We start from the raw sequence: 12631 nt of genomic DNA, 5'->3' as shown, positions 1-12631 counted from the left end.
CTTTTATTTACGCTATTTAATCAGTAGTTTTACGATACCAATTATTTACTTAAAACAAACTCCGTGGCGCCAAGAAAATTTTACCCTACGCTGCTGCTTACTTTTTTGTTAGCAGGCACGATGGATGCATTAGCGGCTATCATCTTCAGCAGAAGTGCTTCTCCGGAAATGATCTTTCGCTTTATCGCCAGTGGCGTATTCGGAACGGCGGCTTTTACGGGTGGTAAATCTATGGTTGCGCTGGGCGTATTGTTTCATTACCTCATTGCCTACATTTACACCGCTACCGGTTTTATTTTGTATCCTAATATCCGCCGGGTGTTTCGCAATAAGCTGCTAATCGCCTTTTTGTACGGCTTCTGCATTTGGGTTATCATGAATTATGTGGTGCTGCCGTTAAGCAACACACCCAAGAGCCATAAGCCTTTAACATTATATAGTTTGGCAGTAGGCCTTGGCGCATTAGTATTTTGTATTGGTTTACCCATTGCCGTAATGGCAGGTAAATACTACCGCATCGGACCGAAAAAAACACCTGCGTTGATCTGATTTCCGCTCACCCGCTTTTTCTTGTTGAAAATATTACAAGCGGCTGAATGCCTGGCAGGCCTAAACATTAGAAAATGATTTAGCTTTGCAGGCGAAAAATTTCCGCAATGGCGGATCATCAACATATGTTTACCGGAATTATTGAAACCCTGGGCACTGTTACTGATCTTTATCAGGATCAGGGCAACCTGCACATTACCGTAGCCTCCAGCATCGCTTCTGAATTAAAGATAGACCAGTCGGTAGCGCATAACGGCGTTTGTTTAACCGTTGTCGCTCTTGCTGACGGCCTGCATACTGTCACTGCTATTGAAGAAACACTAAGCAAAACCAATTTAGGTGGATTAGCGATTGGCGACGAGATCAACCTGGAACGCTGTATGCAAATGAACGCCCGGCTTGACGGGCACATTGTTCAGGGCCATGTAGACCAGACCGCCCAATGCGTTGCTTTTGAAGAGCTTGACGGCAGTTGGCTTTATACCTTTGAATATGACACCGCTACAGGTAATGTGACGGTAGAAAAGGGTTCTATCTGCGTAAACGGTATCAGCTTAACAGTGGTGGATTCTAAGCCCGATGGTTTCTCGGTAGCCATTATCCCATACACCTACGAACATACCAATCTGCATAACATCAGCGTAGGCGATATTGTTAACCTCGAATTTGATATCATTGGCAAATACGTTGCCCGGTTGATGCAGCGCTAACGGTGTAGGCTTTCTATCCGTTGCTTGCTGAAATCGATAAATGACTTTTGTTTATCGAACGGTGGTTTCATTTGCAGGTATTTCCTGTAGTACCTGATGGCGTTCACGGTGTCCCGGAGGTCGGTATCATAAATAGCACCTATCGCATAGTAAGCCATAGGCGTTTCGTTAAAGGTGATACCGCGCTGGTAGGCCTTCAACGCCATTTTGGGTTGATGAAGTTGATCGTAACAGTTACCAATTTCTGCATAGTAAGTGCCTGTATTGTCCGAAATACCTTCCTTTATCGCCTTCTGCAGATAGAAGATAGCCTTGTTATGATCCTTTAACGCCTTGTAAGCCATACCCATGTAATAGTATGAAGTCTCGTTCTGCGTGCCCACGCTATCCTGTATTTTAAACGTGTTGATGCAGTTGTTATAATCCTTTAACGCAAAATGAGAAACTCCTTTGTAGGTGATCACCTGGCTCGAATGATCAAAATTACTCATCAGTTTATCACATACGGTAATGGTTTCGGCATATTTCTTTTGCATATATAACGCTTGTGCTTTGCCCTTTAACAGCAACAGGTTAGCGGTATCTGCCTGTAGTGCACGGGTAATTATTTTATCGGCCTGTTCATAGCTTTTCAGGCTGATCAGATAAGTCGCCAGGTCGAACGCCGTATTGGCATCTTCCGGGTTTAAGCGGTTGGCCTTAATGAGGTAGGTAATCGCTCCGGCTATGTCTGCTGTTTGGGTAGATATTAACGCCATTTGCTTGTACACCGCCGCGTTGGTACTATCCACACCCAGGATCTTTTTATAGTAGGTTAAAGCTTTCTGGTTATTACCCCTGCGGAAGTTTATACCTGCCATATTGAACAGGATGGAAAGGTTGGTAGAATCTGCATTGTATAAACGTTTGTAATACCCTTCGGCATCCGCTAACCGGCCAGCCATGTTAGAACTGTACGCAAGTTGTGAGATGATCTTTGAATCTGTCAGCGGTTCCGGGTACAGCTTTTTCAGATAATCGGCAGCATCTGCAAAACGTTGCGTTTGATAATATTCTACCAATAGCGAATCTTTTTTTGAAGTGTTTTGTCCGAGGGTGGCAGTAACAGAAATCGTCAGCAGTACAATCAGCGATAACAGAGCTTTCATAACGGTTAGTTTTAAACTAAGTTATTAGTTTATTGTGGAATGGCAAAGTGTTTGTTATAAATAGTTTTTTAACAGCAACTAAATTTTAAAAACATGGATAAGCTTAAAAAATTCGAGTTGATGGAAAAGATCGTCCGCGAGTTGGAAGATCTGAGAAATAGCCAGCAGGCTTGTATGCAGAAGATAAGTAAGATTGAAGTAGACAATATTGAATTAGGTGACAGAAGGCTCGAAAAAGACCTGCCGGACATGCACCAGCGCATTGGTGATAACCTGGATAACATTGCAGCTATATTAGATAGCTTTGCAGAACAGACATCCGAATTCAGCAACAAGAATAATATTGCTGCCCTGAAAGAACAGGAAGCCATCAGCAGTCGCTAAGCAATATTTTATAAAACAGAAAACGCCCGGAAATACCGGGCGTTTTTGCTATAGCGATGTTTTTACTTATTCAATACTTTTACCCTTCATAGCTTGGCTAATGGCCATATCCATCACACGTTCGGCAAACGGCCGGGTATAGTCGTTCAACTCTTCAATCTTTTTATGGATAGTATCTTTATCACCATTGATCAGTACGTCTTGTAAGGCCTTTACGTACTGTTGCGTTTGTGCAATTTCATCAATGCTCAGGTAATCGCGGTTCTTTTCCAGGAAGCGTTGGGCGGTATACACCATTTGCTCGCCTTCGGTACGGGCTTCAATCGCCATACGCTGGCTTACATCGTCTTTGGCATGGGTGATGCTGTCCATCAGCATTTGTTCCACCTGCTCGTCCGTAATGCCATAGGTAGGTTTTACTTCCACTTCCTGTTTCACACCAGAACGCAGCTCGATGGCCTGTACTTTCAGGATGCCATCTGCATTCAGCATAAAATTAATATCCACTTTCGGCAAACCTGCAGGCATAGCGGGGATACCCTTTAGGTCGAATTCTGCCAGCTTACGGTTTTCTTTCACCAGGTCGCGTTCGCCCTGATAAACGGTCACCTTCATATTTACCTGCCCGTCTACCGAAGTGGTATACTGTCGGCCTGCTTTTGTAGGAACCTTTGAATTACGCGGGATGATCACATCCATCAGGCCACCCATAGTTTCAATACCCAGCGACAGGGGGGTAACATCCAGCAACAATATATCGCGGCGGTTACCGGCGAGAATATCGGCTTGTAGAGCAGCACCCAGGGCCACTACTTCATCAGGGTTAACATCATCATGTACCGGGCGACCAAAAAACTCGCCCACCTTTTGCTTTACCAGCGCCGTACGGGTAGATCCGCCGACCATGATTACTTCGTCGATATCTTTGACGGTTAACCCGGCATCTTTCAGCGCATTGCGGCAGCTGTCGATGGTTTCCTCTACTTTAGGTGCAATCAGTTGCTCAAACGTGGTGCGGTCCATCGTACACCAGATATCGCCAATCTTTTCATTGAACAGGCTCTGATGTGCAAAGGCTTTTTTAGCTTCTTCGGCTTTCAGACGAAGCTGTTGGGTTAATTCGTTATTCGCCTGCAGCTCGTTTTTGTCCAGCTTATTTTGTACTATCCAGTAGTCGGCAATCGCACGGTCAAAATCGTCGCCACCTAAAAAGGTGTTACCATTGGTAGATAATACTTCGAAGATGCCATTCTGGATCTGCAGGATAGAAACATCAAACGTACCACCGCCCAGGTCATAAACGGCAACAGTTTTTGTTTCGTCGGGATTCAGTCCGATACCATACGCTAAACTGGCTGCAGTAGGTTCATTCACAATACGTAAAACGTCCAGCCCTGCAAGTTTGCCTGCATCGCGAGTAGCCTGGCGCTGCGAATCATTAAAATAAGCCGGAACGGTAATTACAGCACGGTTAACCGGCGTCTTTAGGGCATGTTCTGCACGTTCTTTTAGCTCTTTTAATATCAGTCCCGAGAGTTCGATAGGGGTGTAGAATTTATCGCCCACCTTGATTTTTACCAGGCTTTCAGAATTATCGTCGATCACTTTGTAAGAAAAGAAGTCTTTATAGTTCTCGATGTCTTTGTACGAACGGCCTAATAAACGTTTAACAGAAAATATGGTATTCTGCGGGTCAGTCGTCAGGTAGGCTTTAGCATCATTTCCAACGGTAATCTCGCCAGTAGGGCCAAAATGTACTACCGAAGGCACCAGTACACCTTTTCCTGCATCATTAATTACCTGCGCGTTTTTATCCGGATTGATAAATGCAACCAGCGAATTGGTAGTGCCCAGGTCTATACCAACAATAATATCTTCCTGCTGCAAAGACCCGGTAGCCAGGTTAATGGAGACTTTAGCCATAGTATTTTATTAAACAGGTGCAAATGTATACCATTTTGTAACATACACTGTCATTAGAGTGTATATTGACCGTGTTTGCTTTGTTGCCTTTAAGTATTTACATTCACGGTGATGTTCAAATTTTTTACCCCTAAAAGTATCCTGATAGGTACGTTACTGGTTTTTAACGTAATCATTGTCCGTGCGCAGCAGTTCGGCGGTAATCCGCCATCGGTTAAGTGGAAGCAGATCAACCTGCCTGCCGCAAGGGTGATCTTCCCTGCCGGAGCCGACTCTACAGCCCGCCGTGTTGCCAGTATCATCCAGCAAATGAATAACGCGGTAAAGCCAACAATTGGTACAAAACAGCGGCAAGTGAACATCGTGCTGCAAAGCCAGACACTGGTTTCTAACGGGTTTGTGATGCTGGCGCCGTTCAGGAGCGAGTTTTACCTGACACCCGAACAGAACAGCTTTCAGTTAGGCAGCTTGCCCTGGGCAGAACAATTAGCCACGCACGAGTTTAGGCACGTGCAGCAGTATAATAATTTTGATGTTGGACTGTCGCGCGCTTTGCACATTCTTTTCGGCGAAAGCGGACAGTTGCTGGGTAATACTGTTGCCATACCCGATTGGTTTTATGAGGGCGATGCTGTATTCAACGAAACCCATGTGACCGACCAGGGCAGGGGGCGGCTGCCTTATTTCTTCAATGGTTTCAGGGGGATATGGGAAGCGGGGAAGAATTATAGCTGGATGAAGCTGCGCAACGGTTCGTATGTAGATTACACGCCTGATTGGTACCCGCTGGGTTATATGATGAACGCTTATGGCCGTGAGAAGTACGGGCCGATGTTCTGGCGAAACGTAACGCATAGCGCAGCCGCATTTAACCGTTGGGTTTATCCATTTCAGTATGGGATAAAAAAATACGCGGGTGAAGATTACAAGCAGTTCCGTTCAGAAGCGCTGGATTATTTTAAAGAGAAGATAGTCGACCCGGTAAACCTAAAATCACAGCTGTACAAATCGAATCAGCATTTTATCGCCGATCAGGAATATCCCGCCGTAGTGGACGACAGCACGCTGATCTATGTAAAAAGTACGTATAGCAAGCGGCCTACGTTTGTGATCCGGAACGGGAGGAATGAAAAAGAGATCAGGGTGAAAGACTTGTCGCTCGACCGCTATTTCGATTATAACAATGGCAAGATCGTTTATGCCTCCTTTAAGCCAGACCTGCGCTGGGGCTACCGCAATTATAATGAACTACGCATTATGGATGTAGCGAGCGGAACGGAGAAGAAGATCACCAGCAAAACAAAATATTTTTCGCCTGCTTTTAGCGAGGATGGCAGTAAAATAGTGGTGGTACAGGTAGAGCCGGGAGGTAAAAGCACTTTACAGGTGCTGAATACCGCAGACGGCACGGTGATTAACGCCGTACCTAATCCGTCTAACTTATTTTATACCTATCCAAAGTTTTACCATGATCAGTTATTGGCTGCCGTGCGAAATGCGTCCGGTGCAATGACCATCGCTTTGATCAACCCTGCCAGCGGAGATTTTGAAGCCTTAACGCCCTATAGCAAAGCGCCGGTTTCGTTTTTAAACGTTGCTGATGATAAGGTTTATTTTTCGGGTACTACGGGCATGAATGATCGCTTGTATGTACTGAATATGGCTGATAAAAAGCTGTACCGCTTACAAAATGACACCCTGCAACATGCCATTGGCAATTACGAACCTTTTGTAAAAGGTAACCGGCTGGCCTGGGCAAGTTTTACTGCTTATGGCTACCAGTTACACCAGGCAGATCTGAACCAGATACAGCAGGAACCTGTTGAGCAAACCGGGCAACTGCAGGATTATGGTATTTCTTCGCTGAAAAAGGATTCGGCGGCTGACCTATTGGCAAGGGTAAAAACGGAGAACTATCCGGTGAAGAAATACAGCAAACTGCACAACTTCTTTAACTTCCATAGCTTACTGCCAGATTTTGAAGATCCTGATTATACGCTGTCTATCTCGGGCGAGAATGTGATCAATACCTTCCAGTCTGAATTATACGGAACCTACAACCGCGATGAGAGCTATAAAAAGTTCGGCTATAACGCTGCCTTCGGCGCCTGGTTCCCTTATTTAGTAGGTGGTGTAAATTACACGGTTGACCGCCGGGCGACTTACCGCGGGCAGTACGTTTATTGGAACGAATCAGAAATACATGGCGGCTTGCGTGTGCCTTTAAATTTTAGCGGTGGCACGCATTCTACTTTCCTTACCGTAGGTAGCGAAACGTATTACAGCAACCAGCATTTCCAGAAGCCGTTTCAAACGCTTTTCAGAGATGGTTCATTTACTTATCAGAACACGTATCTCAGCTTCAGCAACCAGATACAGCAGCCGGTGCAAAATATTTATCCACGTTGGGCACAGACATTTGGGTTGAGCTATCGGAAGGGGATCATCAGCCAGTACAACTACCAGGTATTGGCAACTTCAAACTTGTATTTTCCCGGTTTAGGTAAAAACCATAGCCTGGTGTTTGGTTTGGCGCATCAGCAAAGAAGCAAGGACGCCGTGATTGATTTTTCTAACAACTTTCCGTTTTCGAGAGGGTACACGGTTTACAACCTCTACAAAATGGATAAGGTAAGCGCAAACTATCACTTCCCGATTGCCTACCCCGATAAGGGCTTTGGTGAACTGATCTATTTGCTTCGGTTACGTGGGAACTTATATTTTGATTACTCGCATGCACAGGATTTCTATACCAACAACACCCAGTTCAAAGGTGATTTCCGTTCGACAGGTGCGGAGTTGTTTTTTGATACCCAGTGGTTTAACCAGTTGCCGTTAACCTTTGGCTTAAGGTACACCCGACTGCTGGATACAGACCTGGGCGGCAGGGGACAGAATAGGATAGAGCTGGTAGTGCCGCTAACCCTCTTCTGATGCCGAGGCGTTAAGCAGGTCTACCAGGCGGCGAACTTCTTTGGCGCTTGTTTGTTCATAAGCATACAGGTAGTGTGAGCGGTTGCCCATCAATATTTGTGTATTCTGGAAATCCATGCGGCCGTAAATGGTAGATCTTGCCGATGTTTGTATGGCTTGTACACCCGTAAACTTCAGTAAGTAGTTAACGTTGTTTTCGGTGATGCCGCTCCCTGCAATAATATTGATGCGGTTACCGGCTTGCGAAACCAGCTTGTTGATAGTAGCCGCGCCTTCCATGGCAGTTGTCTTACCGCCGGATGTAACCAAATGTGTAAAACCCAGGCTGATGAGGTCTTCCAGGGCATCCTGGTAATTGATACACGTATCAAATGCCCGGTGAAAAACAATACGTAAACCTTTATTGCGCGCCCGGGCAATTAGTTGTTCGCAGCGTTCCTTATCCACGGTGCCATCGGCATTTAATACACCTACGGCAATGCCATCGCATCCGGCATCAATACAAATTTCAGTATCAGCCAGCATGATGTTAAATTCCGTATCGTTATAAAGAAAATCACCCTCGCGTGGGCGGATCAATACGCTCAGCGGTATGGTAAGCGATTTCCTGGCGGTAATGATCTGCCCGTATGAAGGGGTGGTGCCCGCCTGGTTCAGATTTTCGCAAAGCAATACACTATGGGCGCCACCAAGTTGTGCAGCCGCAGCAGATGATGCTGAATTGGCAAATACTTCAAGCGAGACAGGGTTTCTCATTCGTATTAGGGTTACACATTATACGAATAAATTTCAATAAAAGTAACTTATGCTGTAAAATCTAAAACAAGCAGCCTCATCATCGGGCGAAAGTCATACGCATACCCATACTTTTTTCAATCAGACTGCTGTTGCTGTAGGCCAGGTTGCCGGATACAAAAGTATGTTTAATTGTAGCCGAAAACGTGGTATCCTCGAAAGGGCTCCACTTGCATTTATATAACAGGTTTTCTTTGGTGACCGTCCACGGACTGTTTAAATCAGCCAAAACAAGGTCGGCAAAATAACCTTCGCGAATAAAGCCCCGTTTCTCTATCTGGAAGCAGATAGCCACATTATGCGCTGTTTTTTCTGCGATCTGTTCCAGGGTGATTTTTCCCTTCTTGTGCATTTCAAGCAAAGCGGGTAAGGCATGCTGCACTAATGGCCCGCCCGAAGGTGCTTCCAGGTAAGGTTTGGCTTTCTCTTCGATGGTGTGCGGTGCATGGTCGGTAGCGATCACGTCTATACGTCCGTCCAATACGGCCTTCAAAATACCTTCGCGGTCCTCTGCTGTTTTAATAGCCGGGTTCCATTTAATGTTATTGCCTTTGGTTTCGTAATCTTCGTCAGAAAACCACAGGTGATGCACGCAGGCCTCTGCTGTAATGCGTTTCTGCGCCAGCGGCAACACATTGTTAAACAGGTGCGTTTCTTTCTCGGTTGAAATATGCAGTATGTGAAGCCTTGTGCCGTTCTTCTTAGCAAGCTCTACCGCAAATGATGAAGAGAGATAGCAGGCTTCGGTATTACGGATCTTTGGGTGAAATTTAACGGTAATGTTTTCGCCAAGCAGTTGCTTATAATGCTCTAGGTTAGATTTAATGGTCGCCTCATCTTCGCAATGCGTAGCAATCAGCGTAGGCGATTGGCTAAAAAGGTTTTCAAGCGTATTCGGATTATCAACCAGCATATTGCCTGTCGATGACCCCATAAATACCTTTACACCACAAACATTCCGGATGTCTGTTTTTAAAACCTCGTCCAGGTTATCATTAGAAGCGCCCATGTAGAACGAGTAGTTGGCTAATGACTTTTGCGCCGCCAACTGATACTTTTCTTCTAACAATTCCTGCGTCAGCGTATTAGGCACGGTATTCGGCATCTCCATAAAAGAAGTGATACCGCCCGCAACTGCCGCCCTTGATTCGGTGTACAGATCTCCCTTATGCGTCAGTCCCGGTTCGCGGAAATGCACCTGGTCGTCTATCATACCTGGTAAAAGGTATAAACCTTCGGCATTGATCTCCTGGTCGGCATGGCTATCGATCTGACTGTCTATCCGGTCTATAATTCCGTCTTTGATCAAAATATCGGCAACAAACTGTTGGCCTTCGTTAACCACGGTGGCTGATTTGATGAGGGTACTCGGCATGGGTACAAAGATAGTTTGTTTAGAAGCAAGAGCCAATAGATGGGAAACAAGAGGCAAGAAACAAGAGCCAAGATTTAATTACTTTGTTATACTTGAAAAAAGAGTCTTGTTTCCTGTCTCTGGTTTCTTGCCTCCAAGTTCGGTCGCATGGCTCTTGTCTCTTGCTTCTCTAAAAGGTATCTTTGCGGCTATGGCTGTAGTTTTTGAAGATTTTAAGTTTAACCGGCAGATATTGAATGCCATTGCCGATGCCGGTTATACCGAGGCTACGCCTATTCAGCAGAAAGCCATCCCGCCGATATTGAACGGGCAGGATGTAATGGGCATTGCGCAAACCGGTACGGGTAAAACCGCAGCCTATGTGCTGCCGCTGATGATGAAGCTGAAATATGCGCAAGGCAAAGACCCCCGGGCGTTGATCCTGGCGCCGACCCGCGAGTTGGCGATGCAGATTGAGCAGAATATTAAAACCTTTGCGGCGTATACAGACCTGCGTACGCTTACCGTTTATGGTGGCTTAGGCCCAAAACAGCAGATAGAGGCATTAGGCCAGGGTGTCGACTTGCTGGTTGCTACCCCAGGGCGTTTTATGGATCTTTACCTTGCCGGGCATATTAATACCAAGCCCTTGCAGGTGCTGGTGCTGGACGAAGCCGATAAGATGATGGATATGGGCTTTATGCCGCAGATCAACCGCATACTGGAAGTGGTGCCGCGTAAACGGCAGAACTTATTGTTCTCGGCCACGATGTCGCCTAAAGTGCATCAGCTATCTGGAAATTTTCTGGAGTTTCCGACTGTTATTGAGGTAACACCGCAGGCTACACCTGCAGAAACTATAGCGCAAAGCATTTACATGGTGCCTGGTGTCAAGACAAAGATCAACCTGCTGCGCAACATCCTTGACAATACCGAGCATATCAATAAGCTGATTGTGTTTTGTAAAACGCGTACCTCGGCCGAAAGCGTGTATAAGTTTTTGGTGCGAAAATATAACGAGGACGAGGTAAAGGTGCTGCATGCTAACAAAGGGCAGAACACCCGTATCAACTCCATGAACGCCTTTAAAAATGACGAGGTGAAGATTCTTGTAGCGACTGACGTAGCAGCAAGGGGCATCGACGTGAGCAATGTAAGCCATGTGATCAACTTTGATGTACCAGTGGTGATTGAAGATTATGTGCACCGGATCGGCCGTACAGGTCGGGCGTTTCAGTCTGGCGAGGCCATTACCTTCTGCAACCCTGCCGAGGAATATTATCTCAAGAAGATAGAGAAACTGATCAGGCAGACAATTCCTGTCAAAGAACTGCCAGCCGAAGTTTTTGTAGAGAAACCTGAGTTTGAAGAACGGCAGGCGCAGGCCCGCGAGATTGATATGCAGAAACGCCGAGAGAACCCCGAGTTTAAAGGGGCCTTCCACGAAAAGAAAGCGGCTAATACAAAAACTAATAAGACGACAAAAAAGCCCGGCGCAACGGGGCCACGAGGCAATGCGTCGAAAAAAACGAAACCCAAAAGGAAATTTTAATACATGAAGCTGAAACTTACTCCGCTTAATTTTTGCACTGCTTTTTTTATCATCCTGGCAATTTATGTCTGGGTCTACGGCGGTAAAGCGGTAGCGACAGGCATTTACCAGCATTGGACCGGTACCATCGGTGCCGTATTTATGCTGTTTGCGGTAGTAGTGTCATTTCTTGATCTTATTTTTCGCAATTTCTTCCCGCAAATGAAAAACGTGTGGATAGTGGAGCTAAGCTTTATAACTTTGACCCTCGTAATATTCTTTTTGGTAAAATAACTTTTAATGAAAACAGCTGAAATAAAACTGACCATCCAGTTAGACGATAATAACGTTCCGGAAAACATCATGTGGGAATCTACCGATGCCCAGAACAAAGAAAAGCTTCCGGTAAAATCAATGATGCTTGCCTTGTGGGATGCCAGTTATAAAAATACTTTACGTATCGACCTGTGGACCAAAGACATGCCGGTTGACGAGATGAAACGTTTCTTCTACGAAACCCTGCAGACCATGGGCGACAGCTTCTTACGCGCTACAGGCGAAACAAACATTGTAGAAGACCTGCGCGACTATTGCGCCCACTTCGCAGAAAAAATGGAATTAGTTAAATAACACGATATGAGACCTAAAGCTATCCTTGCCGCCATTGGTTTTATCGCCATTATAGCCGGTACTTACTGCCCGATATTACGCCCTTTCGGTTTATTTAACTGGAACGTGTTTGATGCCAATAAACCTTATGGCATTGTGGTGCTGGTGGTAGCAATCGTCGGGCTGGCAGGTACGGTGATCAATCAAAAGCTGATCTCGAAAGGGGCGGCATGGGTATCGTTAGTGTTGGTGGTGCTGCTGCTGATTGCCGCCTTTATGAAGGTGCAAACCAGCTTTAGTTTTATCCCATTCAAAGGCATTGCGCAAGGCCTGGCCCGGTTGATTAAATACAAATGGGGCTGGTATGTGCTGTTTGCAGGCGCCATACTGGCTGTGCTCGGAAACCTAGGTAAAGACAAACCCGGCATTGCCGATTTCAGCAGGAACAACCAGCAGTTGCAGTAGGAGGGGCACGAAGTCAAGCAGTCTTGAAGATCGGCTAACTAAGCATTTAGAAGGGTTGTTTCTTGACTAAAACTGTGTCATCTCGAACATCGTGAGAGATCTTCTTGGTTGAAATTCATTTGGAAGAAGATTCTTCACTTCGTTCAGAATGACAAATCATACAAATATGATCCAAATTGTCATGCTGAGGCCCTCGAAGCATCTTCTTCCGTTGAAAAGCGAAGAAGAT

Annotated in this window: 12 protein-coding genes; 8 read left to right on the top strand and 4 right to left on the bottom strand. The window is 45.7% G+C overall.

The window, feature by feature from the left end:
* The first annotated feature begins 63 nt into the window (after nt 1-63).
* On the top strand, nt 64-549 hold the full coding sequence (locus tag MUY27_RS09335) for a hypothetical protein (RefSeq protein ID WP_245129739.1): 486 nt from the start codon (nt 64-66) through the stop codon (nt 547-549).
* A 125-nt stretch (nt 550-674) separates the two neighbouring features.
* The gene (locus MUY27_RS09330) at nt 675-1259 is read left to right on the top strand and encodes a riboflavin synthase (protein ID WP_245129778.1); all 585 of its coding nucleotides are present in this window, start codon (nt 675-677) and stop codon (nt 1257-1259) included.
* Here the strand turns inward: MUY27_RS09330 and MUY27_RS09325 are convergent.
* Nucleotides 1256-2407, bottom strand: coding sequence for a tetratricopeptide repeat protein (locus MUY27_RS09325; protein WP_245129738.1), 1152 nt, complete (start codon nt 2405-2407; stop codon nt 1256-1258). The genes MUY27_RS09330 and MUY27_RS09325 overlap by 4 nt on opposite strands.
* Nucleotides 2408-2500: 93 nt before the next feature.
* Here MUY27_RS09325 and MUY27_RS09320 point away from each other — a divergent pair, with 93 nt between their 5' ends.
* Nucleotides 2501-2791: a hypothetical protein gene (locus MUY27_RS09320; RefSeq protein ID WP_245129737.1), complete on the top strand. Its 291-nt coding sequence runs from the start codon at nt 2501-2503 to the stop codon at nt 2789-2791.
* Nucleotides 2792-2857: 66 nt separating this feature from the next.
* Here the strand turns inward: MUY27_RS09320 and hscA are convergent, their stop codons facing one another.
* Nucleotides 2858-4714 (bottom strand): Fe-S protein assembly chaperone HscA, encoded by a 1857-nt coding sequence (gene hscA, locus MUY27_RS09315; RefSeq protein ID WP_245129736.1) that lies wholly within the window; start codon nt 4712-4714, stop codon nt 2858-2860.
* Between the two features lie 111 nt (nt 4715-4825).
* Here hscA and MUY27_RS09310 point away from each other — a divergent pair, with 111 nt between their 5' ends.
* Nucleotides 4826-7648 carry a TolB family protein gene (locus tag MUY27_RS09310; RefSeq protein WP_245129735.1) on the top strand — a complete coding sequence of 941 codons (2823 nt, stop codon included), beginning with the start codon at nt 4826-4828 and terminating at the stop codon, nt 7646-7648.
* Here MUY27_RS09310 and MUY27_RS09305 read toward each other — a convergent pair.
* Together MUY27_RS09305 and MUY27_RS09300 are read right to left on the bottom strand one after the other, a co-directional pair.
* Entirely contained in the window at nt 7634-8404 is a 771-nt protein-coding gene (locus MUY27_RS09305; protein WP_245129734.1) for a copper homeostasis protein CutC, read from the bottom strand. The two genes, MUY27_RS09310 and MUY27_RS09305, sit on opposite strands and share 15 nt — an antisense overlap.
* A gap of 79 nt (nt 8405-8483) precedes the next feature.
* Nucleotides 8484-9818, bottom strand: coding sequence for a dihydroorotase (locus MUY27_RS09300; RefSeq protein ID WP_245129733.1), 1335 nt, complete (start codon nt 9816-9818; stop codon nt 8484-8486).
* 190 nt (nt 9819-10008) lie between these two features.
* On the opposite strand from MUY27_RS09300, the gene MUY27_RS09295 reads away from it, so the two are divergent.
* Genes MUY27_RS09295 through MUY27_RS09280 form a run of 4 tightly spaced genes read left to right on the top strand, consistent with a single transcriptional unit; the run spans nt 10009 to nt 12402 of the window.
* Nucleotides 10009-11349, top strand: a complete 1341-nt coding sequence (locus MUY27_RS09295) for a DEAD/DEAH box helicase (protein WP_245129732.1) — start codon at nt 10009-10011, stop codon at nt 11347-11349.
* Between the two features lie 3 nt (nt 11350-11352).
* Nucleotides 11353-11622, top strand: coding sequence for a hypothetical protein (locus MUY27_RS09290; protein WP_245129731.1), 270 nt, complete (start codon nt 11353-11355; stop codon nt 11620-11622).
* Between the two features lie 6 nt (nt 11623-11628).
* Complete coding sequence (gene gldC / locus MUY27_RS09285; RefSeq protein WP_245129730.1) at nt 11629-11958, top strand: gliding motility protein GldC; 330 nt, start codon at nt 11629-11631, stop codon at nt 11956-11958.
* A 6-nt stretch (nt 11959-11964) separates the two neighbouring features.
* On the top strand, nt 11965-12402 hold the full coding sequence (locus MUY27_RS09280) for a hypothetical protein (protein WP_245129729.1): 438 nt from the start codon (nt 11965-11967) through the stop codon (nt 12400-12402).
* Nucleotides 12403-12631: the final 229 nt, after the last annotated feature.

This window comes from Mucilaginibacter straminoryzae (assembly GCF_022953055.1).
Lineage (GTDB): Bacteria > Bacteroidota > Bacteroidia > Sphingobacteriales > Sphingobacteriaceae > Mucilaginibacter > Mucilaginibacter straminoryzae.
Note: the sequence above shows the minus strand (reverse complement) of the source record. Positions and strands in the feature narration are given on the sequence as shown.

Coding starts and splice junctions, on each gene's coding strand:
- MUY27_RS09330 (WP_245129778.1), top strand. CDS start 675: ATGTTTACCGGAATTATTGAAACCCTGGGCACTGTTACTGATCTTTAT.
- MUY27_RS09325 (WP_245129738.1), bottom strand. CDS start 2,407: ATGAAAGCTCTGTTATCGCTGATTGTACTGCTGACGATTTCTGTTACT.
- MUY27_RS09320 (WP_245129737.1), top strand. CDS start 2,501: ATGGATAAGCTTAAAAAATTCGAGTTGATGGAAAAGATCGTCCGCGAG.
- hscA (WP_245129736.1), bottom strand. CDS start 4,714: ATGGCTAAAGTCTCCATTAACCTGGCTACCGGGTCTTTGCAGCAGGAA.
- MUY27_RS09310 (WP_245129735.1), top strand. CDS start 4,826: ATGTTCAAATTTTTTACCCCTAAAAGTATCCTGATAGGTACGTTACTG.
- MUY27_RS09305 (WP_245129734.1), bottom strand. CDS start 8,404: ATGAGAAACCCTGTCTCGCTTGAAGTATTTGCCAATTCAGCATCATCT.
- MUY27_RS09300 (WP_245129733.1), bottom strand. CDS start 9,818: ATGCCGAGTACCCTCATCAAATCAGCCACCGTGGTTAACGAAGGCCAA.
- MUY27_RS09295 (WP_245129732.1), top strand. CDS start 10,009: ATGGCTGTAGTTTTTGAAGATTTTAAGTTTAACCGGCAGATATTGAAT.
- MUY27_RS09290 (WP_245129731.1), top strand. CDS start 11,353: ATGAAGCTGAAACTTACTCCGCTTAATTTTTGCACTGCTTTTTTTATC.
- gldC (WP_245129730.1), top strand. CDS start 11,629: ATGAAAACAGCTGAAATAAAACTGACCATCCAGTTAGACGATAATAAC.
- MUY27_RS09280 (WP_245129729.1), top strand. CDS start 11,965: ATGAGACCTAAAGCTATCCTTGCCGCCATTGGTTTTATCGCCATTATA.